Source organism: Burkholderia sp. BCC1993 (genome assembly GCF_905339865.1).
In the GTDB taxonomy this organism is placed as follows: domain Bacteria; phylum Pseudomonadota; class Gammaproteobacteria; order Burkholderiales; family Burkholderiaceae; genus Burkholderia.
Genome location: NZ_CAJPGZ010000023.1, coordinates 82197 through 104515, shown reverse-complemented (window position 1 = coordinate 104515; position 22319 = coordinate 82197). Strand labels below are relative to the sequence as shown.

Here is a 22319-nt window from a genome sequence, read left to right as displayed (position 1 = left end):
TCCTTTGGATTCGGGCGCGTGCGATCGTTCGCGATCGCACGCGCATCCTTCGGACCACCGCGCCCGTTTTGCGCGCTCCGGGTCAGGACGACACCAGCGGCACCGTCACCGACGTTCCTGCCGGGTCGAGCGCGAGCCCCGTGCCCGGTGCCGGCCGCAGCGTCGCCTCGTTGTCGCTCGACAGCACGACGAGGCCGAGCTTGTGACCCGCTTCGAGCGTGTAGTCGCGCGGCATGAACGTCAGCTTCAGGTCATACGGCATCCCCGGCAGCACCGGCGCCGAGATCCAGTCCGACACGCGGTTGCGCGGATCGGTCCATGCCCGCGAGACGATCGTCGCCGTGCCGTCCGGCGCGCGGTCGACCAGCAGCGCCGTCACGTTCGCGACGCCGGTGAAGGTCAGCCGCACGCGGGCGGTCGCGGAGCCGGACAGGCGCGTCGCGGCCGGGAACGGGGTCGTCTCGAAGCGGCTGCGATGCTCGCCGGTCGGTGCGTTCGCCAGCGTGAGCGGGGGAATCGACGCATCGTCGGTGAAGCGCGCGAGCGGGCCGCCGCTCGGCAGCCGCGACAGCGTGCCGGTGCCCGTGCCGTCGCCGCCCGCGAAATACGCGACCGGCGTGGCGCGCCGCGCGGCCCAGTCGGTTTCCTTCAGCAGCGTGCCGTCGGCCTGCGCGACCACCGCGCGCGGATCGCGTTCGACGCCGTTGTCGACGCCGATCAGGTAACGCGTGAACCAGCGGTTCACCTCGGCGGTCCACGCATCGGCCATCGCCGGCACGCGGGTCGGATCGGTGTGTTTCAGGCGATGCAGCCACAGCTGCGTCGGCACGCCCTGACGCCGCATCGCGAGATACCACGATGTCGACTGGTCGACGCGCACGTTGTCGTCGGTCAACCCCTGCGCGACGAGTGCCGGCGCGACGGCGTGCTCGGTCGGGATGTCGCGCGCCGCCCAGAACGGCGAATAGTCGCCCGTCTTGCGGTCTTCCTGCTGCAGCGCTTCGTCGATCAGGTGCGTGCAGCGCTCCGGATGCGCATTCGTCAGCAGCGCCTTGATATAGACGTCGACGTCCTCGCCCTGATAGCCCTCCGGCGCGCGCACGAGGCCGCCCGAGCGATAGTAGCCGTACATGTTCGACAACCCGGCGATCGGCACGATCGCATCGAGCCCGCGCGTGCGCAGGCTCGCGACCATCTTCGGCAGCGTGCCGTCGTACGACACGCCGTACATGCCGACGTGGCCCGTCGACCAACTCGCGACGACTGCCTTGCCGCTCGCATCCTTCGCGGTCGCATCGCGGCCGAGCCAGCGGATCACCGACGCCATCGCGACGGATTCGTCGCGCGTGAGGATCGTCGGGCAGCCGTCGGAGCCGGCGGTGCCGAGCGAATCCGCATAGACGATCGTGAAGCCGCGCGGCACGAAGTAGCCTTCGATCCATGAACGGCCGGCGGCGGCCGCCTCGAGCTGCTGCAGCATCCGCACTTGCGGCGCGGCGGCCATGATCCGCGTGGACGCGCCGCCGGGGGCGGCGGCCGTCGCAACGGGATGCGGCGAGCCGTCGAGTTCGACGTCGACGTCGTGGTTCGGACTGTCGGCAAGCCCCGCGTAGTACGGGCTCGCGAGCACGATGACCGGCGTGCGCGCGCCGTTGGCGGTCTCGGACGGACGCACGACGCGCACGTGAATGCGGTCGCGCGTACCGTCGCCGTCGGAGTCGACCGGCGTGTCGATCCACGCGTTTTCCTCGATCGTGCCGCCCGACAGCGACGGCTGTACCTGGCCGTTGCTGATCACCGGTTTGTAGCGTCCGCCGCTCGCCGGGTTCGCGTACGGGACGCCGGACGGTGACACGCGCGCTGCGAGCGATTGAGCGCCGGCCGCCGATGCAGCGGCCTCGTCCTGTTGATTTTGCGCGAGCGCGGAGACGCCCGCCACGCTGCCGCCGTCGTCACCGCCGCACGCGGCGAGCGTCGCGGCTGCAACGAGCGCGGGTAGCCATGCGCTGCGTGATCCTCTGATATGAAATTGCATTGCCGACCTCGTTCTTTTGATTGTGTGGATACGACCGTTCCGCGATACGCCCCCTGCGGGCCGGGCCGATTACTGCATGCGACGAAGAGGAAACTGCACCATCGGGACAACGACGGGCGCGATTCCGGCCGGAAAGCGGCGGTATCGCATTGCCAGTCATGCAGGACTGCAAATCAAATGCGCGCATGCCGCGCGTCCTTCCAGATGAAACGGAACGACATCATTCGATGAGACGGGGATGTTGCGAGCTGCGGTGCTGCGCTGCGAAAAAACACGACGCGACGCGCGTGCGGCGACGGAATGAAACGGATCGGCGGTTTCGGCCGCGCCGCGCATCGTGATGGCTTGCCGGTTCGCGTTTGCTTTCCGGAAGCTTGCGCAAAAGTTATCTCAGCGAAAACGGCGTGTCAAACTTTTTTAACCATAGGTAAAAAAATTTCGAACCGGATGCCGATGCAGCGCGCGTAGTGCGATGACATCGCGCATGTCCGGCGACGCGCTTGCCGTTGCTTCGCGTCCTGTCGCCCCATGCAAAACGGGCGGTGACGAATCGTATTCGCCATCGCCCGCATCGCCGGATGCTCTCGGTCTTCCTTCCATTCATGAACGCCTGCGCGCGCCGTCACCCGTCGTCGGCCTTCGCCTGCAGATCCTTCAACCCTTGAATCACGACCAGCAGCGCGCGCCCGTGCTCGTCGGAGCCGTCCCACGCGTCGACGATCGCGTCGCGCAGCAGGTCGTTGTAGCGGCGGCGCGCCGGGCTGGTATCGACGCCGTAGAAACTGCATAGCTTGTTGAATGGCGCGCTGCGCCGCAGCCGATGCCCGTTCGACAGCCGCAGGCGCGACACGGTCGGCTGGCTGACCCCGGAAAGTCGTGCAATTTCGCTGGACGAGCGCGTGTCCGCCATCAGACGGCGCAACAGGTCTTGTACAGGAAAATCGTGATCCGGGGCTTCCATGCGATGCATTATACCTATACAGTTACGGTTGTTGAATGGGCTTGCTGTCACCAGCGAGGCTGTATCCCGAGAAAGTTGATGACACTGAAACACCTCCCTCCCACGTTCTGCTGGACGAAGATCGGTACCGAGTCCGGCGAGGAACTGCCGACCGTCGTGCTCCGCAAGGAATGGGAGCGCCGGCTCGGAGGCGGGCGTTTTCTGTGGGGCATCAACCAGCCGCTCGGCAGCAGCGCGCAAGTCGCCGCGCATCGCACGGGTTCGCTGCTCGCGCTGTTCTCGCCGGTTGCGTCGCGCCCGCGGCCGGGCGAGCGCAAGCGCGAGGACGCGCTGCTGTGGAATGCCTGGGTCGACGCCAGCGGCCAGGTGCGGCCGCTGCCGCCGCACACGTTCATCGCGAGCCGCGCGACGCTGCCGTCGGGCCGGCGTCGCGAACAGCACTACGCGCTCGTCTGCGCATCGTCCACCGCGCTGACGATCGGCACGCAACTGCGCGTGTGCCCCGATCACCTGCGCAGCGTGAGCACGGGCAAGCCGCTCGGCGTCGCGCAGGGCGCGGCCGTGGTCGACTGCATCGGGCGTGCGAAGGAACAAACCGGCAAGAGCTATCCGCTCGCGCTGTCGGTCGAACTCGAGGCACCGTATTTCGTGCGGCTCGCACAGCCGTGCGTGCTGAAGGCGCGCGATCTCGCCGAAGTGAACAAGGCGACGCGCGCCGGCGATTTCGATCGCTTCGTCGAACTGGTCGCGCGCTTGCGCGGCCGTTCGCCGACGGATGCCGTGCGCGGCGTCACGCGCGACCTGTTCGACGTGCCGCCGATCGAAACGGCGGCTGCCTACGTCGCGCCCACGCATGTCGCGCGGCTGCGCAGCCGGCCCGCGGCCGAGCATCCGCACGAACCCACCGGCGATCTGTTCGATCTGTCGCCCGCTGAAGCGGCCGCGTTCGGCGGTCTCGCGCATCCGCGCATCGGGCGCGCATGACGTTCGCGCCGCCGATGCGCGGCGCGTGACGCCAGGCAGGGCAGCTGAATGCGCGTGCAACGACGCGCATGCGTGTGGCCGCCATCTCGGCGCGCGCAAGAATTTGTTGCAATCTCGCCGTAGCGGATCGGCGGGTGCGGAGCGACAATCGCCACGAAGCGTGCCGCGCGGTGGCCGTGCATCGACAGGCTGCTTGCCGTCGTTCACGCCGCCGACATGCGCACCACGCACACTGGGCGTCGGCTTGCTTCACACAGCAACCCTGAGGGAGAAGTGTCGATGTCGACCCACACCTGTTCGCGGGAAGCCCGGGCCGCGCAACGCTTCGTCGAAGCGACGCGCAACGTCGACCAGGCGTTTCGCGCCGTGCGCGGCGAAAGCGACGACGACATCTCGTCGGCCGACTATGCACTTGCGATGTCGCGCCTCGATCGCGCGCTCGACGAACTGGCGCGTGCGCAGGAATTCTTCGATCGCGTGGTGGGCGCCGACGCAGCGCACGGCAACTGAACTGAATTCGCAGCTTCTGCTTTCGCTTCGGCCGCGGTCGTCTTCCGTTTTTCGTTCTGATCGTTTCGCCGCGTCATTCGACGTTCGGCGGCGTGCCGACGTACCAGCTTGCCGGACGACAACGTCCGGCATGTCAGTCGCTCATTCTCCGCCAACCTGCCATTGCACCCGTCGCATCATGCAGTCGGGCGGCGCGCACCCGGTTTCAGCAGACGAACATCAAACCTTCCGCCCTTCGACCGGATAGCCGGGATCCGTGTATCCGTGTGTCGACGCATGTCCGGGCGGCACCAGCGAATCGACGAAGCGTTCGTCGTCGGGGCCGAGTTCGAGCGTCAACGCATCGATGTAGCTGTCCCAGTGCGCTTCGGTGCGCGGCCCGGCGATCGTCGAGCTGACGATCCGGTTCTTCATCACCCATGCGAGCGCGAACGCGACCGACGTCGTGCCGCGCGCGGCCGCGTGCTCGGCCACCTGCCGCGCGATGTGCAGCGACTCGGGCCGCCATTCCGTCTGCTGGATGCGCCGGTCGCCACGGCCCGCGCGCGAATCGGCGGGCGGCTGTGCGCCGGGCGCGTATTTGCCGGTCAGCACGCCGCGCGCGAGCGGGCTGTACGGCACGACGCCGATGCCGTAATGCGCGGCCGCCGGCAACTGTTCGACCTCGGCCGTGCGATCGACGAGGTTGTACAGCGGTTCGCTCGCCACCGGGCGATCGATGCCGAACTGGTCGGCGAGGCGCACGATCTCGGCGATGCGCCAGCCCTTGAAGTTCGACAGCCCGACGTAGCGCACCTTGCCTTGCCGGATCAGGTCTGCCACCGCGCGCATCCCTTCTTCGAGCGGCGCATCGGTCAGCGTGCGGTGGAAATACAGGATGTCGATGTAATCGGTGCCGAGCCGCTTCAGGCTCGCGTCGACCGATTCGTAGATCCATTTGCGCGACTGGCCCTGACGGTTCGGCCCCGCGTCCGGACCGGCCGGAAAGCCGAACTTCGTCGCGACGACCCAGCTGTCGCGATGCCGCGCGATCGCACGGCCGACGATTTGTTCCGAGCGTCCGGCGTGATAGACGTCGGCCGTGTCGATGAAGTTGATGCCCTGGTCGAACGCCTTGTCGATGATGCGCGTCGACGTCGCTTCGTCGGTCTCGCCGCCGAACATCATCGCGCCGAGACACAGCGGCGACACTTTCAGCGCGCTGCGCCCGAGATAGCGGTAATCCATGGTGAGGCTCCATGCGGGCGAGCGCCCGCGTCGATTGACGTCGGTTGAATGAGCGTGCGGTCCGGATGTGGCGCTCACACGCCTGCTTCGTCGAACACGCGCTGCGCGATCGGTAGCGCCGAACTGGCGGTCGGCCAGCCCGAATAGAACGCGAGATGCGTGATCGCCTCGGTCAGCTCGTCGCGCGTGATGCCGTTGTCGAGCGCCTTCTTCAGATGGAACGGCAGTTCGTTCACGCGATACAGCGCGACGAGGCTCGCGACCGTGATCAGGCTGCGATCGCGCGGCGGAAGTCGGTTCGGACATCGAGGGCTCCGGAGGACATGGAAGACATCGACGATGGTAGCCACCGACGCGCTTATCGATAATCCCCAGGAATGCGCATGCACTTATCGAACCGGTTCATGAATGGCCGGGATGGCGCAGCGCGTCGACGATCAGCGCGAAGGCGCGCGACGATTGCCGCCGGCTCGCGTAGTACAGGTGGTGGCCGGGAAAGGTGGGACACCAGTCGTCGAGCACGCTGACGAGCCTGCCGGCACCGACGTGCGGCGCGGCGAGTTCGGCTGGCACGTACGCAAGGCCGTAGCCTGCGAGCGCCGCGTCGAGCATTTCATAGGTGCCGTTGAACGTGACCTGGCCGTCGACGCGCACCTGCAGCGTGTCGTCGCCGCGCGCGAGTTCCCACGCGTACAGCGCGCCGTGCGTCGGCAGCCGCAGGTTGATGCAGTCGTGCGCGACGAGATCCTGCGGCGTCGCGGGGTGCTCGCGTTGCGCGAAATACGCGGGCGCGCCGACGATCGCCATTTTCAGGTCGGGCGAGATGCGCACCGCGATCATGTCCTTCGCGACCTGGTCTCCCAGCCGCACGCCGATGTCGAAGCGTTCCGCGACGATGTCGGACAGCCCGTAGTCGGTTACGAACTCGACCTTGAGGTCGCGGTAGTCGCGCAGGATCGGCGACAGCTTCGGCCACAGCAGCGTGCGGATCACGTAGTCGGTTGCGTTGATGCGCACGGTGCCGGCCGGTTTGTCGCGCAGTTCCGCGAGCGCCGACAGTTCGGCCTCGATTTCGTCGAAGCGCGGCGCGAGGTTGAGCAGCAGGCGCTCGCCGGCTTCGGTCGGCGCCACGCTGCGCGTCGTGCGCGTGAGCAGCCGCACACCGAGACGCGTCTCGAGCGAGCGGATCGTATGGCTGAGTGCGGATTGCGACACGCCGAGCCGGGCGGCCGCGCGCGTGAAGCTGCGCTCGCGCGCGACGGCGATGAAGGCGAGCAGGTCCGCAAAGTTGTCGCGCGGCATGGAGGAAGTCGGGTGGTCGATGCCTGCGCATCCTACCATCGGGTCCGTCGCGCGCTGCGACGACCCACGGGCGCGGCAGCGCGATGCGCGTCAGGCTGCCCGCGTCACGCCGGCCGGATGGCGCGCGACGCGGGTGGGCGGATCCTACGCGTAGCCGCCGTGCTGGAACGACGTCGCGAAGAACTGCATCTGGTAGCGGATCGCATGCGCCCAGTAGTCCCACGTGTGACCGCCCGGACGCTCCGCATAGTCGTGCGGCACGCCGAGTGCGACGAGTCGTTGATGCAGCGTGCGGTTCGAGCTGACGAACGAGTCGTCGCGGCCGCAGTCGATCGTCAGGTCGAGATGCGCGCGGACGAACGCGCGCGCGCTTTCGACGATCGCGTTGCGGTTCCAGAACGACGGATGGCGGACGGGATCGCCGAACACGTGGTCGATGCCGGGCTCGTCCTCGCAGCAGCGCGGATCGACGGCGCCGCTGATGCTGCCGACCGCGCCGAACGTGTCGGGCCGGTCGAGCGCAATGCGCAGCGCGCCGAAGCCGCCCATGCTGAGCCCGGTGATCGCGCGTGCGCCCTTGGTCGCGATGGTTCTGAAGTGCATGTCGACATACGACACGACTTCGTCGCCGACGAAGGTTTCGTAGCGGCTGCCCGAGTCGAACGGGCTGTCGATATACCAGCTTTCGTGTCCGCCGTCGGGCATCACGAGGATCACGTGATGGCGATCGGCCAGCGCGGCGATCCGCGTGTTCGCGGTCCAGTCGGTGTGGTCGCCGCCGGAGCCGTGCAGCAGGTAGACGACCGGAAAGCGCTCGACGGCGCGTTCAGGGCCGTGGCGCAGGCGCGCATAGTCGTCCGGCAGCACGACGGTCGCCTTCAGCGTCTCGTTCATCGCCGCGCTCGGGATCGCGACCACCCGCGCCTGAAAGGCGAGGGCCGGGCCCGCGACGGCGAGCAGCAGCAGTAGCCAGAACGTGCGTATCAGGTTCATGGAGCCTCGCATGTGTCGTTTCCGTTCGGCAGTCGGGCATCGGGAAAACCCTGTTTGGCGACTCTAGCAACCGTGCCTTTCAGCCAAATTTCGGCGAATCCTACGAGTTGTCAGGTGGCCGGCGCGCAGGCCGGCGGCCGCGCGCGTCAGCCGAGACAGCGCGCCAGCGCCTCCCGGAACGCGGCGGGCCGCTCTGCCGGTATCAGGTGCCCGCAGCCGGCGATCGTCTCGAAGCCGGCGCAGCGCGCGAGCGCCCAGTCCGGCACATGCCAGCCCGCGCGCGAGCGGTCGCCCGCGACGAGCCACACCGGATGGCGCTCGAAAACTTCGGCGAGCGCCTGCAGATAGCCGGGTTCGCCCGTCGTCGCGACGACCGAGCGTCCCATCGCGCGCAGCGTCGACGCCGGCTGATGCCCGAGCCAGCGGCGCGCGTCGTCGAGCTGGCGCGGCGACGGTTCGTCGATCGCGCCGCGCAGCCAGCCGGCTGGATCGCTGCGCAGGCCGTCGAGCATCGCGTCGGCTTGCGCGGGCGACATGCGGCCGACCGACGCCGACCAGAATGCGTCGTCGAGCGTGAAGTTGCCTTCGACGTTGACGATCCGGCGCACGCGCGCCGGGTGGGCATGGGCGAACAGCATCGCGATCGCACCGCCGACCGAGTGACCGACGAGATCGACCGGCTGCGCGCCGTAGTGCGTGTCGACGGCCTGCCGCAGATGCTCGACCTGCGCGGCGAGCGTGATCGCGTCGAACGGCACGCTGCGGTGGATGCCGTAGCCGAGCAGGTCGGGGGCGAGATGCGGGCCGGGCCATTCGGGCACGGTGAACGTGCCGAAGAAACCGTGGACGAAGACGACGGGCGTGGTGGGCTGGCTCATTGGGCGGTCGACGACGGAAGGGGCGGCAATTCGAGTTCGGCGAGCAGTTCGTCGAGTTCGAGCACGTGGGTGCGATCGTGGTCGAGCAGTTCGCGCACGAGTTCGTCGAGCGACATCCGGCGGACGCCGTCGCGCAGCCCGCAGCGTGCGAGTTCCGGTGGCTGCAGCGCGGCGGCCGTCGCGCACAGCGCGGTGCGGCCGGTGCGGAACGCGGCGAGCGCGTCGTCGAGCGGTTGTGCCAGGTAGTCGCGCTGCGCGGCGAGTGCCGTCCCGTCGACGGAGGCGATCACCGGCAGCTCGTGCGTGCGCACGATCTCGATGCGTTCGGTGAACACCGCGTCGAGGTCGCGCAGGTGGCATGCGTGCTCGACGAGCGAGAAGCCCGTGCCGGCCGGGCGGCGCGTGACGAGCACGGCGGGCAAGTGCGCGGCATACGCGGCGATCCGCGCAGGCATCGCGGCCAGCTCGGCGACGACGTCGGCGAACGGCAGCACCTGCGGAAATGCGCTGAATACCGCGCCGTAGCTGAACAGTGCGCCGCCGATCCGGCCGCGCGCCTGCACGACGTCATGCCCGTGGCGGCGCATCACGTCGGCGACCATCGCGCCGCAGAACTGCCGGGCCGTCGTATCGGCTTCGATTTCGGGGAATTTGTGCGCGATTTCGTGCTGGATCGCGCCGATCGCGGCGACGCCGACACGCGACAGCGCCGCGAATTCGACATAGCGCTCAGGCTGCGCGATCAGCGCTTCGAGTTGCGTGCCGAGCGGCGTCGCGCGAAAACGGTCGAAACGGGAATGCATGACGACAAGGCCTCGCCTAGTAACGTATCAAAACGATACGTTACTAGGCGAGGTGCCGTCAATCCGTTTGCAATCCGTTTGTTCGGAGGATTCGGTCTGGGCGCCTGCGTCGATCCCGCGTCGGCACCGCGGCCGCGGCCGGCTTACGCGTCGTGCTTGCCGTCCATCTCCGCGCGCAGCCGCGCTTCCTGTTCCTGCAACTCCGGCGTGAATGCCTCGCCGAAGTCTTCAGGCGAGAAGACCTGACGGATCTCGATGTCCGATTCGGTCGGCATCGGGTTCGGACAGCGCTTGACCCATTCGACGGCTTCTTCCATCGAATTGACCTGCCACAGCCAGTAGCCGGCAATCAGTTCCTTGGTTTCGGCGAACGGGCCGTCGACGACGGTCCGGTCCTTGCCGGAGAAGTGCACGCGCTTGCCGCGCGAACTCGGGTGCAGCCCTTCGCCGGCCAGCATCACGCCGGCCTTCACGAGTTCCTCGTTGTACTGGCCCATTGCGGCCAGCAGTTCGGTATCGGGCATCGTGCCCGATTCGGAAAAGGCCGTTGCCTTGACGATTACCATGACGCGCATCTTTGTGACTCCTTGAACGGGAAAGGGAAAATCCGCGACCGGCCGGCCGTGCGGACGGCAAATCGATCGGTTACGACTCTACGACGCGCGACGATCGCGCGAATCGACATCGCGCGAAAAAAAATCTTGAGGCCGATGACGCGGCGAGTCGCGCAAGCCGGTTGATTCCGGTACGGGTCGATCGCGCCGCGGCGCGCCGGAATCGCCGGTCAAAGCTGGTATGCTGATCTGCATTACGTTCATGCGGAGGGCGCCATGGCAACGAAGGAAGTCTCGAAGAAAAAGTACTTGAAGATTCTGAACAAACGCCTGCGGGCCGAGCCGGATGCGCCGGCCGGCGCGTCGTTCGTGTTCTTTCCGCTCGGCGCGAAGGCCAAGCATGCGACGGGCGTCGTGTCCGGCGAGCCGCGCAGCAAGCGCGAACTCGCGGTGATGGCCGCGATCCAGAGCAAGGCGTCCGCCGAATTCGTCGTGACCGGCACCTGACGGGCGACGGGCCGCCGGCGGCCGGCTGCCGCACGCGACGGCGCGTGCGCTATGCCGCGGCCGCGTCGCAATGGGCGATCACACCGGCGATCACGCGCGCAATGTCGTGCGTGATCGCCGGGCCGTGCATCGGCAGGATGATGTCGAGATCGAGCGCCTGGATGCGGCGCAGCGCGCTCGCCAGGTGCGCGAGCGACGGCAGGTAGTCCGAGCGCGTGATCGCGTCGAGGATCGCGGGCAGCGGATCGTCGGCATCCTCCCGGCCGAAGCGCATCAGGATGTCCGACGACAGCAGCGCCTTGTACGCCGGCAGGTACACCACGAGCGAATCCCACTGATGCACGTGTTTCGTGAAGACCGGCACGACGTCGATGCCCGACAGCGTCCTCGGTTCACCGTCCGTCAGCGGAACCGCATGCACGCCGAACACGTCGGCAAGCCCCCATGTACACATCGGATGCCCGTACGCGACGAGCGCCGGGTTGGCCGCGAGGAAGTCGGGCAGCGCGCCCATTTCGTCGGCCTCGAAGTGCGGGACGATCACGCTGCTGACCATCGACGGCGCGATGCCGATGGTATTGAGTGCCGCGCTCAGTTGCGTGAAATTGGAACGGGTGCCCGTTTCGACGCACAGCACGTCGCCGTGCGGCGATCGTACGAAGAACTGGCTGAAGCTCAGATTCAACGTGTCGACGTAGGACGTGGCGCGAAACAGGCCGTCGCGGACGACGTCGATTCGGGAGGCGCTCATCGGGGATCCTCGCGCAGGGAAGGGAGCCGGGCCGTCTGCGCGTCGCGGGTTGCGGTGCGGCAGACGGCAGCAGTCGATCTTCCGATCCAGTCTAGCAGCGCGGCCCCGGATCCGCGAACCGGGGCGACCCCTCGGCCGAGCCGCGTCAGTTCTTCAGCTTGTAGCCGGTGCGGAATATCCACGCGACGATTGCAAGCAGGATCGCGAGGAACAGCGAGGTCGCCGCGAGGCTGATCCCTACGTGCACGTCGGCCAGCCCGTAGAACGACCAGCGGAAGCCGCTGATGAGATAGACGATCGGGTTGAACAGCGTGACGATGCGCCACGCGGGCGGCAGCATGTCGACCGAATAGAAGCTGCCGCCGAGGAACGTGAGCGGCGTGATGATCAGGAGCGGCACGAGCTGCAGCTTCTCGAAGCTGTCGGCCCAGATGCCGATCACGAAGCCGAACAGGCTGAAGGTGATCGACGTCAGCACGAGGAACAGCACCATCCAGAACGGATGCAGGATGTGCAGCGGCACGAACAGGCCGGCCGTCGCGAGGATGATCAGCCCGAGCAGCAGCGACTTCGACGCGGCCGCACCCACATAGGCGATCACGATCTCCCAGTACGACACGGGCGCGGACAGGATCTCGTAGATCGTGCCCGTGAAGCGCGGGAAGTAGATGCCGAACGACGCGTTCGAGATGCTCTGCGACAGCAGCGACAGCATCACGAGGCCCGGCACGATGAACGACCCGTAGCCGATGCCGTTCACGTCGCTGATGCGCGAGCCGATCGCCGAGCCGAACACGACGAAGTACAGCGATGTCGAGATCACCGGCGCGATGATGCTCTGCATCAGCGTGCGGCGCGTGCGGGCCATTTCGGCGCGGTAGATCGCGCGGATGCCATGCAAATTCATGTTCGCCATGTGCGTTAGGCCCCTTGTGCGCCGTTGCGGCGGTTGTCGATCAGGCTGACGAAAATGTCCTCGAGCGAGCTCTGCGTCGTATGCAGGTCGCGAAACCCGATGCCGGCCGAGCCGAGCGCGTTGATCAGCTTCGCGATGCTCGCGTCGTCGCGCTGCGAGTCGTAGGTGTAGACGAGCGCGGCGCCGTCGTCCGCGCGTTCGAGCCCGAACGCGGCGAGATCGGCCGGCACGGTCGCGAGCGGATGCTCGAGCTGCACGGTCAGCTGCTTCTTGCCGAGCTTGCGCATCAGCTCGCGCTTCTCTTCGACGAGCACGAGCTCGCCGCCGAGGATGATGCCGATCCGGTCGGCCATTTCCTCGGCCTCCTCGATGTAGTGCGTGGTCAGCAGGATCGTCACGCCGCTTTCGCGCAGCGAGTCGACCAGCTTCCACATGTCACGGCGCAGCTCGACGTCGACGCCGGCCGTCGGCTCGTCGAGGAACAGGATGCGCGGCTCGTGCGACAGCGCCTTCGCGATCATCACGCGGCGCTTCATGCCGCCCGACAGCGTCATCAGCTTGTTGTCGCGCTTGTCCCACAGCGACAGCGCCTTCAGCGTCTTCTCGATATGCGCGGGGTCGGGCGCCTTGCCGAACAGGCCGCGGCTGAACGATACCGTCGCCCAGACGGATTCGAACGCGTCGGTGGTCAGCTCCTGCGGCACGAGGCCGATCATTTCGCGGGCGGCGCGGTACTGATCGCGGATGTCGTGGCCGCCGACCGTCACGCGGCCTTCGGTCGGCGTGACGATGCCGCAGATCGAGCCGATCAGCGTGGTCTTGCCCGCGCCGTTCGGGCCCAGCAGCGCGAAGATCTCGCCGGGGCGGATGTCGAGGGTCACGTGCTTCAGCGCCTGGAAGCCGGACGCGTATGTCTTGGAGAGGTCGGAGACGGAAAGGATCGGTTGCATGCTCACGGATGGCACGGCCGCTCGGTCCGACGCTGCGCGCCGCGCGTGCCCGGAGCCGCCGCCGCGAAGCGGCCGGGGGCAGGGGCGGCATGGCGAACGGGCGTCATGTCGAACGGCGTTGTGGTGCGGGATCGCAGGACCGCCATATTAGCAATCGGAAGATGGAAATGCATTTCGACGGCAAGGACAGGCGATGCCGGTGCGGGATTTGCGTGAAATGCGCGTGCTTGATTCAATAAAGTGACGCTTTATTGGAATCGAGTGAACAATGCGTGCGGTTTTCGGGCAATCGGATCGCGATCGCGTGTGCGCTTGGCGGCCGGCCGACTGTGCTGCCCGGTCGACGCCGCGCCGTACCGGGACGGCGTGCGCCGCGCTCGCGATAATGCGTTCCTCTCATGTTCCCGGAGCGGTGCGCATGTCTTTGATCGATTTCAAGTCCATCGCGGCCGCCCAGGCCGTCGCGTGGCAATCCACGATCGTCGGCGAAGTCGGGCCGGCCCGGATCAAGGTGCTGCGCATGGACGCGCAGCCGTACGAAGCGGAAGTGCACGACTACAACGAGGGGCTGCTGGTGCTCGACGGCCGGCTGATGCTCGAGGTCGACGCGCAGACGGTCGTGGTCGAGGCCGGACAGATGTATCTCGCGGTCGCCGGCACGCGTCACGCGGTGCTGCCGGGCAGCCACGGCACGCTCGCGATCATCGACGTGTAAGCGTGCGCCGCAGTGGGTGTGGGCCGCCGGAGGCCTGCACGCCGGGCCTCGCGCGAGTCGAGCGCCGTCATTCGAACGCGCGTTGTACAGCCCCGGTATTTGTCTGAGCAAATAAAATGAAGGCCGTTTGAAAAATTGTCAAACGCCCTGCTCGCACTAGGCGTGCGCGGTTCGGCGCGTTTGGAACTCTGCATCCATTTACTTGTGCGTATCGTCCGATCATAGTCTCGACCAACGACGCATCACGATAACGAATCAAGCGTACGTATGGAGACCACACCATGAGACGCCTTTCCGAGGGGCCGGCCGGACGGCCGTTTTGCTGCTTTTCGCCGGATGCGGGCGCGACGCGAGTCGCGTGCCTGCGTCATCACATCGCGTTGCCACTGTAGCGACGCTCCACCTCCCGTTTCGATTGCTCCGACGGTGCCGTGCCGCATGACGGCGCCGCCGGAGAGCGCGTGCCTGCCGCGGCGGTCCTGATCGCATTTGCCCGACCGGCAACGCGGCGCGCATTGCGCGCATCGTCATGCGCCGCGCGCTGTCGCGGCGGCGCGATACCAACCGGCGGGCCACGCAGCTCGTCCGGACGAGACCTGTCGTACCTAAAAAGGAGGGGTTGATGCTTTGCATTCCTGAATGGCGGAAGGCGATCCTGTCGTGCGCCGTGCTGGCGCTGCCGTTCGTCGCTGGTTGCGGCGGCGGCGACGATCCGGGCCCGATCAACGTGCCGCAGTGCTCGGGCAGCGCATGCGGGCCGAGCGGCGCCGAGACGACACCGCCCGTCGTGACGAAGCTGTGTCCGGACTCGCTCGACTACACGACGACCTACACGGGCGGCGCCGGCAGCGGCGAATACGTGAAGGTGAAGTTCGACACGACGAAGCTGACCTACCAGATGCAGTTCATCGAGTCGTCGGTGCCGACGTCGGCGGGGCAGGTCAACGACACGCGTGCGGGCCTGACGATCAGCGGCGCGTTCCACCATCCGGCCAATCTGCCGACCGCCGAGCAGAACCGCTGCGCGTTCGTGCTCGACAGCGGCGCGACGAGCGACGGCGCGTATGCGGTGACGATCAATCGCGCGGACCCGCCGATGCTGTTCGTCGGCAACGGAGTGATCGGCGGCGGGATTCCGGGTGCGACGATCGCGTTCAAGGGCCTCGAACCGTTCCCCGGCTTCGTGCTCGGCGTGGTGCCGTCACGCACGTTCGACTTCTATCCGTTCATCGGCTTCACCGAAACGGAAACCGACTTCACGAAGGTCGCGGGCAACTACAACGAAGTCGGCATTCACCTGTCGCCGGTCGGCGGTACCGCACAGAATGCGAACGGTGCCGTCGGCTGGGAGCCGGACGTCGTCAACTGGAACCAGACGTTCAATGCCGACGGCTCGTGCACGATCACGCCAGGCAGCGACTACTCGTGCCAGACGACCGGATCGCGGTGGACCCTGCGCAAGCATGCCGACGGATCGGCCGACAACGTGTTCGTGAGCAACGCGGTGGCGAATCAGTTCGGCACGATCGTGTATCCGGTCGCCGGACCGGCGCCGGGCATCGTGATCCTGACGCCGAGCCAGGCGAAGGGCATCATGATCGTCGGCAAGCTGAACGGGGTGCGGGTGCCGATCGTGATTCGCGTCGGCTATACGCACGTCGACGAGAGCAATGCACTCGCATCGGTTGCCGATGCCGAAGTCGGGATCTCGATGCTGTCGTCGACCACCGCGATCGCCGCGAATTCCCTGAAGGGTGGCTACATCGGCGCGACCAGCGCGTCGGCGTGCGGCGTCGTGACGTCGACCGGCGTCGGGAACTCCATCGCGCAGCCGGGCCCGAGCTTCAATCCGAACATCCCGCACCCGGATCTGCCCGGCACGTTCAACGGCACGTTCTTCATGCCGGAAGCGGGCAGCTGCAACGACGGCACCGCCGTGTCGACGATGGCCGCGAACTATACATCGACGCTGTTCCAGGGCGCCACCGCGGCGTTCATCGATCCGCAGACGTCGTCGGTCACGTCGCTGTTCGCGCTCGACTACACGCAGGCCACGCCCGGCAAGATCAAGGTCACGGCCTCGCAGGACTTCAACGCGAAGGGGGCGAACGGCAACGTGGCGATCTTCAGCAAGGGCGACACGGGCTGGCTCGTGACGGCCGGGAACGTCTACGCGATGGTCGTCAACAACAACAAGGTCAATCCGTTCTTCACGGTCGGCGCGTTCGTCCAGTAACCGTGGACTGAACCCGGAACACCGGCGGCGCACGCGTCGCCGCCGGCGAATCTAAATTCAAGAGGATTCCTATGAATGTGAAGCATTGGATGGCCGCGGCGTCGCTCGCGCCCGTGCTGGCTGCCTGCGGCGGCGATGGCGACCCGCCGCCCGCACCGGTGGTCCGGCTGTGCCCGCAGGCCATCGACTACGGCACGGTGTTCGTCGGCGGCTCCGGCTCGGGCGAACTCGTGAAAGTGCAGCTCGACACGACGAAGATGACGTACCGGATGACCTACCTCGCATCGCCGGTGCCGACCACCACCGGCACCGTGCAACCGACGCGCGACACCGCGCCGGCCAACGTCGTCGACGGCACGCTGGCCGACGAAACGGGCCTGCCGACCGTGAAGCTGAACCAGTGCACGTTCCGGATGCAGAACGCGAGCCTCGACCCGAGCCGTCCGGCGCGCCTGTTCCTCGGCGAAGGCGTGCTGGGCGGCGCGATTCCCGGCGCGACGATCCAGTTCGACGGCGTGATCGGTGTCGGCAGGATTCCGAAGACGACATTTCCGTACTACCCGTTCATCAGCTTCTCGTCGCTCGAAACCGATCTGTCGAAGATCGCCGGCACGTACAACCAGCTCGGCTATCACCAGGTGCCGTCGCAGAACTTCCAGCCGGTGGCGCTCGACCAGCAGGTGACGATCCACGCGGACGGCAGCTATGTCGAGACCGACAACTTCGGCAAGAAGAACGGCGGTCAGCCGCTCGCGTCGAGCGCGACCGTGAACCAGGCGTTCACGCTGCGCCCGGACGCCCCGGCGTTCCAGTCGCTGAACTACCAGCCGCAGATTGCGCCGACGCTCGCCGCGCTCGATCCGGCGAAGGCCGGCAAGGGGATCCTGATCGTCGGCAAGCTGCGCAACCAGCTCGTGCCGGTTTTCATCCGCACGGGCGCCGCGAACGCGGACCTCACGCAGGGCCCGCCGAGCGCCGACGACGAGTCGGGCATCTCGTTCCTGAGCCCGCAGGCGGCGATCGCGCAGGGCTCGCAGAACGGCGAGTACACGGGCGTCGACAGCGCGTTCAACTACCGCGCGACCGCGCTCGTCGGTGCGCAGGCGACGCTGCTCGATCCGTTCAACGCATCGCAGGCCGCGCTCACGCGCGCGCTGAACCTCGATTACACGCAGAAGGTGCCGGGCGTCGTGACGACCGTGCACGCGGACGCGGCGTCGGGGCCGGCGACCGGCAAGTTCGTGTTCACCGGCGGCGTGTTCGGGTTCCTCGACATGGCCGATACGCGCAATCCGTACTTCACGGTCGGTGCGTTCGTGCAGTAACCGCGCATGGATGGAGACACGGCGGCGCCGCGCGCAACGGCGCGGTGCCCGGACGGAATGAGGGGGAGACTTGATGAAGAAGCTGATTGTCGCGGGTGTCGTCGCAGGCGTGTCGACGCTCGCATCGGCGCAGCAGGCGGGCGACAACGTCGCGACGCTGGGCTGGCTGCACATCATGCCGCAGGATTCGACCAACGGGCTGACGACGAATCTCGCGAGCATGCCGATCAACGGGCCGCTGCGGCTGCCCGGATCGTTCACGTCGCCGGGCACGAGCCTGACGGTCAACAACGCCGATACGGTCGGCCTCACGCTCACGCACTTCTTCACCGACCACATCGCGGTGACGTCGGTGCTCGGCGTGCCGCCCGAGTTCACGCTGACCGGCCACGGCGTGATCAGGCCGCCGGGCCCGGCCGGTTCCCTCGGCAACGTCGACATGGACAAGTCGGCGAACCAGCCGGCCGTGAAGAATGCGCGGCAATGGAGCCCGACGATCATTCTGCAGTACTACTTCAATGCACCGACCGCGAAGTTCCGTCCGTTCGTCGGGATCGGCGTGGCCTACAGCTGGTTCAGCAACATCGAACTGAACGGCAACTTCGCGAAGGACATCAACGAGAACCTCGGCAGCGTGCTCGCGGCCGGCGCCGGCAAGCCGGGGCCGACGTCGGTGGAGGGCAAGGCGTCGTCGTCGTTCACGCCGGTCTACAACGTCGGCGCGAGCTATGCGATCGACAAGCACTGGGGGCTCACGGCGACGCTGACCTACATGCCGCTGAAGACCTACTCGTCGCTCGTGATCAAGGCCGCCGACGGTTCGACGCTCGCGACCACGCGCACGCGGCTGAAGGCGGACCCGCTGATCACGTTCGTCGGGATTTCCTACAGGTTCTGAGCCGTCCGGCGTGCATCGCGCATGCCGGCGGCTTCCTGCGACCGGGCGGCCGGGCGAATCCGGCCGGCGTGTCGCGTTCCTGGCGGCGTGCCGCCATTTGTGAAGAGAGAGGGGGCAGTTCAAATGAGCATTCGCAAAATCGTATCGCTTGTTGCTGCAGTGGCATTCACCGTGGTTTCGGCCGCGCCTGCTTTCGCCGTGACCGTTTCGCGCGTCGACGGGCATGCGATGAACCCGAACGGGGAGCCGTTCTCCGCGACGGGCCTCACGGTCCTGGCCAAGGGGGCGATCAACGCGAGCTGCAACGCGACGTTCAACGGCACGATCAGTTCGACGGGCATCGTCAACATCACGTCGACGACGTTCGCGGGCGGCGCGACGTGCGGCCTGATCAGCGGCAGCGCGACCAGCGCGGCACCGTGGACGGGGCAGGCCGACAGCACGACGCAACTGTCGATCAACAACGCGAAGGTGACCGTGACGCTGCTCGGTACCTGCGGGCCGAGCAAGATCGTGACGACGTGGAGCGATCCGAACTCGTCGCTGACGTTCAACAACGCGGTGCTGACGCCGGACTGCACGGTCAGCGGCACGGTTGCCACGTCGCCGAAGTTCCACGTGCAGTAAGCGGCACCTGAGCGAGGCCGGACGCCCGCCATGGACGAGGGCCGTGCAGGGATGCGCGGCGGGCGTTCCGGTTTCGCGATGCATCCGCGTCGTCGCGCGTAGCGGCGCGACGACCGACGGGCCGCCTGCCTCGCGATCCGAGGCGGGCGGCCGTGCAGGGGGCCGGTGCGGCGCACCGTGCCGCCTGCTTCGGCCGACACAAGACAACCATTTCGGACGCCCCATGCTTACCGACCCAGCGAAGTATGGCGATGCCCGCGGTGCGACGCCCGACCGGCTGCGCACGGCCGCGTGGCTGCAGTACCTGATCGAACACCTGGACGAAGCGGCTTGCGTGGCGACGGCCGACGCCGGCGCAACGGCCGTCCTGCCAGCACGCGCGGCACGCGGGCGAGCCGGCGTGAACCTGTCGCACGAAGCGATCGCCGTCCTGCACGAACTCGCGCCGTGGATTGCAACGGACGGCGGCGGTTGCGCGTGCGACGCGAGCGATCCGCTCGGCGCATGCCTGCACGTTCCCGACACGGCACAGCTCGCGCATGCCGAGCGACGCTGCCGCGGATCGCGCGCGGTATTCGAGTCGGCGCACGGCTTCGTCGATGCATGGGCGTTCGACGATCCCGACGACGGCTGGGCCGCGCTCGAGCGGATTGCCGGCGGTGTCGAACCCGGCGGTGACGATGGCGGCGAGCACGAAGTACGGGAACCATCCGCGAACGGCGAAGCACCGCCCGCGAAGAACCTGAGAGAGCGACGCGCGGCCGTCGCGGCGGCCTGCGTGGCGCCGTCGGCCCGGCCCGGGGCGATCATCGACGCGATCGTGCTGCGCGTCTGCGGGCCGTGCGACGATGCCGCGCGCGTCGACGAGATGGCCGCGCTCGCGATGTTCTGCGCGGAGCTTGCCGCCGGCAACGGGGTGTCCTTCGCTGCGTACGGCGGTCGGCACAATCTCGTTGCACGCGCGATTCGCGAACGGCGCACCGATCTCGCGTCGATGGACGGTCTGCTCGCGGCGGTGTCCGTATGCCGGCTCGACCGGCTCGTCGGCGCGGGCAGTTTCTGGGCGTATTACCTGCTGGCTGGCATCGTGATTGCGGCGCCGGGCATCGTGCGCGAATTCGCGCGCCGCTTTCACGGCGACGCGTGGCAGACGTGGCTCGATGAAGCGCTCGCGTGGCCGACGGTCGGCCGCTTCGGGCCGACGGAGAATGTCGCGTTCGATCGCTTGCGCGGCGCGATGAGCCTGACGTCGCGATCGAATCCGATCGTGCGCGCGAAACGCGTGCGGCCGAGGGCGGCTGCGACCGCGCGGTTCAATACGGGCGGCGAGCGCCCGATGAAATGAAAAACGGCTCGCGGCGAGAACGCCGCGAGCCGTGCAGGTTGCTGCTGCGCCCCGGGGAGGGCGCTTGCGCGGTTACGCCCGCGGTTACGCCGTTTCCGGCTGCCGCACCGCCTTCGCGACATTGCGCGCCATCGCACCGTTCGCGACGAAGTAAGGCACGTCGACACGCGCGAGCGGCTTGCGTCCGCGGATCTTGTCGGCGATCTTCTCCGCGATCATGATCGTCGGCGCGTTCAGGTTGCCGGTCGTGATGATCGGCATGATCGACGCATCGACCACGCGCAACCCGTCGAGCCCGTGCACGCGGCCTTCCTCGTCGACCACGGCCATGTCGTCATAACCCATCTTGCACGAGCACGACGGATGGAACGCGGTTTCCGCGCGGGCCCGCACGAACGCATCGAGTTCCTTGTCGCTCTTGCAATCGGCGCCCGGGTTCAGCTCGCGGCCGCGATAGCGGTCGAGCGCGGGCTGCCGCATGATCTCGCGCGTCGCGCGGATCGCGTCGCGGAATTCGCGCCAGTCGAGCGCTTCGGCCATGTAGTTGAACAGGATGCTCGGATGATCGTTCGGGTCGCGCGAGCGCAGCTTCACGCGGCCGCGGCTCGGCGAACGCATCGAACCGACGTGCGCCTGGAAGCCGTGCATCTCGATCGCGTTCGAGCCGTTGTAGTTGATCGCGACGGGCAGGAAGTGATACTGGATGTTCGGCCACAGGTCGTCGTCGCGCGTGCGGATGAAGCCGCCCGCCTCGAAGTGGTTGGTCGCGCCGAGGCCGGTGCCGTTCAGCATCCATTCGAGGCCGATCTTCGGCTGGTTCCACCACTTGAGCGCCGGATACAGCGACACCGGCTCCTTGCACTCGTACTGGATGTACATCTCCAGGTGATCCTGCAGGTTCTGGCCGACACCGGGCAGGTCGAGCACGACGGGGATGTCGAGTTCCTTCAGCCACGCGCCGGGGCCGACGCCCGAGCGCTGCAGCAGCTGCGGCGATGCGATCGCGCCGCTGCACACGAGCACTTCGCGGCGCGCATGCGCGGTCGCGCGCTCGCTGCCGCGCAGGTACGTGACGCCCGATGCGCGCTTGCCGTCGAACAGGATGCGGTCGGCGAGCGCGTGCGTGACGATCTCGAGGTTCGGCCGCGCGCGCGCCTGGTCGAGGTAGCCGCGCGCGGTGCTCGCGCGGCGACCCTTCGGCGTGACGGTGCGATCCATCGGGCCGAAACCTTCCTGCTGATAACCGTTCAGGTCGTCGGTGCGCGGATAACCGGCCTGCACGCCCGCATCGACCATCGCCTCGAACAGCGGATTCACGCCCGGCTTGCTGGTCGTGACCGACACGGGGCCGTCGCCGCCGTGGTAATCGTTCGGGCCGACGTCGCGCGTCTCGGCCTTCTTGAAGTACGGCAGGCAGTCGAGATACGTCCAGTTCTCGAGCCCCTTGTGCGTCGACCAGTTGTCGTAGTCGAGCGCGTTGCCGCGGATGTAGCACATCCCGTTGATCAGCGACGAGCCGCCGAGCCCCTTGCCGCGGCCGCATTCCATCCGGCGGTTGTCCATGTGCGGCTCGGGGTCGGTCTCGTAGGCCCAGTTGTAGCGACGGCCCTGCAGCGGATAGGCGAGCGCCGCCGGCATCTGCGTACGGAAGTCGAAGCGGTAGTCGGGGCCGCCCGCTTCGAGCAGCAGCACCGTGACGTTCGGATCTTCCGTCAGGCGCGTCGCGAGCACGTTGCCCGCGGAACCGGCGCCGCAGATGATGTAGTCGTATTCGCGTGTCGTCATGACGGGGAATCTCCTCT

At 67.4% G+C, this 22319-nt stretch carries 23 protein-coding genes; 10 read left to right on the top strand and 13 right to left on the bottom strand.

Features of this window, described 5'->3' with window-relative positions:
* Nucleotides 1-82 precede the first annotated feature (82 nt).
* Nucleotides 83-2035, bottom strand: coding sequence for a Xaa-Pro dipeptidyl-peptidase (locus U4Y91_RS32220; protein ID WP_321808444.1), 1953 nt, complete (start codon nt 2033-2035; stop codon nt 83-85).
* Between the two features lie 300 nt (nt 2036-2335).
* Between U4Y91_RS32220 and U4Y91_RS32215 the strand changes: the two genes are divergently transcribed.
* On the top strand, nt 2336-2503 hold the full coding sequence (locus tag U4Y91_RS32215; RefSeq protein WP_321808443.1) for a hypothetical protein: 168 nt from the start codon (nt 2336-2338) through the stop codon (nt 2501-2503).
* Between the two features lie 154 nt (nt 2504-2657).
* On the opposite strand, the gene U4Y91_RS32210 is transcribed toward U4Y91_RS32215, so the two are convergent.
* Nucleotides 2658-2996, bottom strand: a complete 339-nt coding sequence (locus U4Y91_RS32210) for a helix-turn-helix domain-containing protein (protein ID WP_059511964.1) — start codon at nt 2994-2996, stop codon at nt 2658-2660.
* Nucleotides 2997-3074: 78 nt separating this feature from the next.
* On the opposite strand from U4Y91_RS32210, the gene U4Y91_RS32205 reads away from it, so the two are divergent.
* Together U4Y91_RS32205 and U4Y91_RS32200 are read left to right on the top strand one after the other, a co-directional pair.
* Complete coding sequence (locus tag U4Y91_RS32205) at nt 3075-3980, top strand: hypothetical protein (RefSeq protein WP_321808442.1); 906 nt, start codon at nt 3075-3077, stop codon at nt 3978-3980.
* Nucleotides 3981-4259: 279 nt separating this feature from the next.
* A complete protein-coding gene (locus U4Y91_RS32200; RefSeq protein ID WP_124666872.1) occupies nt 4260-4490 on the top strand; it encodes a hypothetical protein in 231 nt (76 codons plus the stop codon).
* 219 nt (nt 4491-4709) lie between these two features.
* On the opposite strand, the gene U4Y91_RS32195 is transcribed toward U4Y91_RS32200, so the two are convergent.
* The 7 genes from U4Y91_RS32195 to U4Y91_RS32165 form a co-directional block, all read right to left on the bottom strand.
* On the bottom strand, nt 4710-5717 hold the full coding sequence (locus tag U4Y91_RS32195) for an aldo/keto reductase (protein WP_321808441.1): 1008 nt from the start codon (nt 5715-5717) through the stop codon (nt 4710-4712).
* A 74-nt stretch (nt 5718-5791) separates the two neighbouring features.
* The gene (locus U4Y91_RS32190; RefSeq protein ID WP_415750520.1) at nt 5792-6067 is read right to left on the bottom strand and encodes a carboxymuconolactone decarboxylase family protein; all 276 of its coding nucleotides are present in this window, start codon (nt 6065-6067) and stop codon (nt 5792-5794) included.
* Between the two features lie 52 nt (nt 6068-6119).
* The gene (locus tag U4Y91_RS32185) at nt 6120-7019 is read right to left on the bottom strand and encodes a LysR family transcriptional regulator (RefSeq protein WP_321808440.1); all 900 of its coding nucleotides are present in this window, start codon (nt 7017-7019) and stop codon (nt 6120-6122) included.
* 144 nt (nt 7020-7163) lie between these two features.
* On the bottom strand, nt 7164-8012 hold the full coding sequence (locus U4Y91_RS32180; RefSeq protein WP_321808481.1) for an alpha/beta hydrolase family protein: 849 nt from the start codon (nt 8010-8012) through the stop codon (nt 7164-7166).
* Nucleotides 8013-8158: 146 nt separating this feature from the next.
* Entirely contained in the window at nt 8159-8890 is a 732-nt protein-coding gene (locus tag U4Y91_RS32175; RefSeq protein WP_321808439.1) for an alpha/beta hydrolase, read from the bottom strand.
* Entirely contained in the window at nt 8887-9693 is an 807-nt protein-coding gene (locus U4Y91_RS32170; protein ID WP_321808438.1) for a DinB family protein, read from the bottom strand. Before U4Y91_RS32170 ends, U4Y91_RS32175 begins: the two co-directional genes overlap by 4 nt.
* 143 nt (nt 9694-9836) lie before the next feature.
* Nucleotides 9837-10268, bottom strand: a complete 432-nt coding sequence (locus U4Y91_RS32165; protein ID WP_321808437.1) for a YciI family protein — start codon at nt 10266-10268, stop codon at nt 9837-9839.
* Between the two features lie 255 nt (nt 10269-10523).
* Between U4Y91_RS32165 and U4Y91_RS32160 the strand changes: the two genes are divergently transcribed.
* Nucleotides 10524-10754, top strand: coding sequence for a hypothetical protein (locus U4Y91_RS32160; RefSeq protein ID WP_321808436.1), 231 nt, complete (start codon nt 10524-10526; stop codon nt 10752-10754).
* A 49-nt stretch (nt 10755-10803) separates the two neighbouring features.
* Here the strand turns inward: U4Y91_RS32160 and U4Y91_RS32155 are convergent, their stop codons facing one another.
* The 3 genes from U4Y91_RS32155 to U4Y91_RS32145 all read right to left on the bottom strand — a co-directional run bounded on the left by U4Y91_RS32155 (nt 10804) and on the right by U4Y91_RS32145 (nt 13371).
* On the bottom strand, nt 10804-11505 hold the full coding sequence (locus tag U4Y91_RS32155; protein WP_321808435.1) for an MBL fold metallo-hydrolase: 702 nt from the start codon (nt 11503-11505) through the stop codon (nt 10804-10806).
* 145 nt (nt 11506-11650) lie between these two features.
* A complete protein-coding gene (locus tag U4Y91_RS32150; RefSeq protein WP_321808434.1) occupies nt 11651-12421 on the bottom strand; it encodes an ABC transporter permease in 771 nt (256 codons plus the stop codon).
* Between the two features lie 5 nt (nt 12422-12426).
* Nucleotides 12427-13371, bottom strand: a complete 945-nt coding sequence (locus U4Y91_RS32145; protein WP_321808433.1) for an ABC transporter ATP-binding protein — start codon at nt 13369-13371, stop codon at nt 12427-12429.
* 418 nt (nt 13372-13789) lie between these two features.
* Between U4Y91_RS32145 and U4Y91_RS32140 the strand changes: the two genes are divergently transcribed.
* The 6 genes from U4Y91_RS32140 to U4Y91_RS32115 all read left to right on the top strand — a co-directional run bounded on the left by U4Y91_RS32140 (nt 13790) and on the right by U4Y91_RS32115 (nt 20517).
* Nucleotides 13790-14086 (top strand): cupin domain-containing protein, encoded by a 297-nt coding sequence (locus tag U4Y91_RS32140; protein ID WP_321808432.1) that lies wholly within the window; start codon nt 13790-13792, stop codon nt 14084-14086.
* 622 nt (nt 14087-14708) lie between these two features.
* Entirely contained in the window at nt 14709-16322 is a 1614-nt protein-coding gene (locus tag U4Y91_RS32135) for a DUF2957 domain-containing protein (protein WP_321808431.1), read from the top strand.
* Nucleotides 16323-16393: 71 nt separating this feature from the next.
* Nucleotides 16394-17647 carry a DUF2957 domain-containing protein gene (locus U4Y91_RS32130; protein WP_321808430.1) on the top strand — a complete coding sequence of 418 codons (1254 nt, stop codon included), beginning with the start codon at nt 16394-16396 and terminating at the stop codon, nt 17645-17647.
* Nucleotides 17648-17720: 73 nt separating this feature from the next.
* A complete protein-coding gene (locus U4Y91_RS32125; RefSeq protein ID WP_321808429.1) occupies nt 17721-18545 on the top strand; it encodes an OmpW/AlkL family protein in 825 nt (274 codons plus the stop codon).
* 123 nt (nt 18546-18668) lie between these two features.
* Nucleotides 18669-19172: an activator protein gene (locus tag U4Y91_RS32120; RefSeq protein ID WP_321808428.1), complete on the top strand. Its 504-nt coding sequence runs from the start codon at nt 18669-18671 to the stop codon at nt 19170-19172.
* 223 nt (nt 19173-19395) lie between these two features.
* Nucleotides 19396-20517, top strand: a complete 1122-nt coding sequence (locus U4Y91_RS32115; protein WP_321808427.1) for a hypothetical protein — start codon at nt 19396-19398, stop codon at nt 20515-20517.
* Nucleotides 20518-20601: 84 nt separating this feature from the next.
* Here U4Y91_RS32115 and betA read toward each other — a convergent pair whose 3' ends face one another.
* Nucleotides 20602-22302 (bottom strand): choline dehydrogenase, encoded by a 1701-nt coding sequence (betA, locus tag U4Y91_RS32110; RefSeq protein ID WP_321808426.1) that lies wholly within the window; start codon nt 22300-22302, stop codon nt 20602-20604.
* Nucleotides 22303-22319 lie beyond the last annotated feature (17 nt).

What these genes read in the sequence shown, in the direction of transcription:
- U4Y91_RS32220 (WP_321808444.1), bottom strand. Translation starts at nt 2,035, where the DNA reads ATGCAATTTCATATCAGAGGATCACGCAGCGCATGGCTACCCGCGCTC.
- U4Y91_RS32215 (WP_321808443.1), top strand. Translation starts at nt 2,336, where the DNA reads ATGAAACGGATCGGCGGTTTCGGCCGCGCCGCGCATCGTGATGGCTTG.
- U4Y91_RS32210 (WP_059511964.1), bottom strand. Translation starts at nt 2,996, where the DNA reads ATGGAAGCCCCGGATCACGATTTTCCTGTACAAGACCTGTTGCGCCGT.
- U4Y91_RS32205 (WP_321808442.1), top strand. Translation starts at nt 3,075, where the DNA reads ATGACACTGAAACACCTCCCTCCCACGTTCTGCTGGACGAAGATCGGT.
- U4Y91_RS32200 (WP_124666872.1), top strand. Translation starts at nt 4,260, where the DNA reads ATGTCGACCCACACCTGTTCGCGGGAAGCCCGGGCCGCGCAACGCTTC.
- U4Y91_RS32195 (WP_321808441.1), bottom strand. Translation starts at nt 5,717, where the DNA reads ATGGATTACCGCTATCTCGGGCGCAGCGCGCTGAAAGTGTCGCCGCTG.
- U4Y91_RS32185 (WP_321808440.1), bottom strand. Translation starts at nt 7,019, where the DNA reads ATGCCGCGCGACAACTTTGCGGACCTGCTCGCCTTCATCGCCGTCGCG.
- U4Y91_RS32180 (WP_321808481.1), bottom strand. Translation starts at nt 8,012, where the DNA reads ATGAACCTGATACGCACGTTCTGGCTACTGCTGCTGCTCGCCGTCGCG.
- U4Y91_RS32175 (WP_321808439.1), bottom strand. Translation starts at nt 8,890, where the DNA reads ATGAGCCAGCCCACCACGCCCGTCGTCTTCGTCCACGGTTTCTTCGGC.
- U4Y91_RS32170 (WP_321808438.1), bottom strand. Translation starts at nt 9,693, where the DNA reads ATGCATTCCCGTTTCGACCGTTTTCGCGCGACGCCGCTCGGCACGCAA.
- U4Y91_RS32165 (WP_321808437.1), bottom strand. Translation starts at nt 10,268, where the DNA reads ATGCGCGTCATGGTAATCGTCAAGGCAACGGCCTTTTCCGAATCGGGC.
- U4Y91_RS32160 (WP_321808436.1), top strand. Translation starts at nt 10,524, where the DNA reads ATGGCAACGAAGGAAGTCTCGAAGAAAAAGTACTTGAAGATTCTGAAC.
- U4Y91_RS32155 (WP_321808435.1), bottom strand. Translation starts at nt 11,505, where the DNA reads ATGAGCGCCTCCCGAATCGACGTCGTCCGCGACGGCCTGTTTCGCGCC.
- U4Y91_RS32150 (WP_321808434.1), bottom strand. Translation starts at nt 12,421, where the DNA reads ATGGCGAACATGAATTTGCATGGCATCCGCGCGATCTACCGCGCCGAA.
- U4Y91_RS32145 (WP_321808433.1), bottom strand. Translation starts at nt 13,371, where the DNA reads ATGCAACCGATCCTTTCCGTCTCCGACCTCTCCAAGACATACGCGTCC.
- U4Y91_RS32140 (WP_321808432.1), top strand. Translation starts at nt 13,790, where the DNA reads ATGTCTTTGATCGATTTCAAGTCCATCGCGGCCGCCCAGGCCGTCGCG.
- U4Y91_RS32135 (WP_321808431.1), top strand. Translation starts at nt 14,709, where the DNA reads ATGCTTTGCATTCCTGAATGGCGGAAGGCGATCCTGTCGTGCGCCGTG.
- U4Y91_RS32130 (WP_321808430.1), top strand. Translation starts at nt 16,394, where the DNA reads ATGAATGTGAAGCATTGGATGGCCGCGGCGTCGCTCGCGCCCGTGCTG.
- U4Y91_RS32125 (WP_321808429.1), top strand. Translation starts at nt 17,721, where the DNA reads ATGAAGAAGCTGATTGTCGCGGGTGTCGTCGCAGGCGTGTCGACGCTC.
- U4Y91_RS32120 (WP_321808428.1), top strand. Translation starts at nt 18,669, where the DNA reads ATGAGCATTCGCAAAATCGTATCGCTTGTTGCTGCAGTGGCATTCACC.
- U4Y91_RS32115 (WP_321808427.1), top strand. Translation starts at nt 19,396, where the DNA reads ATGCTTACCGACCCAGCGAAGTATGGCGATGCCCGCGGTGCGACGCCC.
- betA (WP_321808426.1), bottom strand. Translation starts at nt 22,302, where the DNA reads ATGACGACACGCGAATACGACTACATCATCTGCGGCGCCGGTTCCGCG.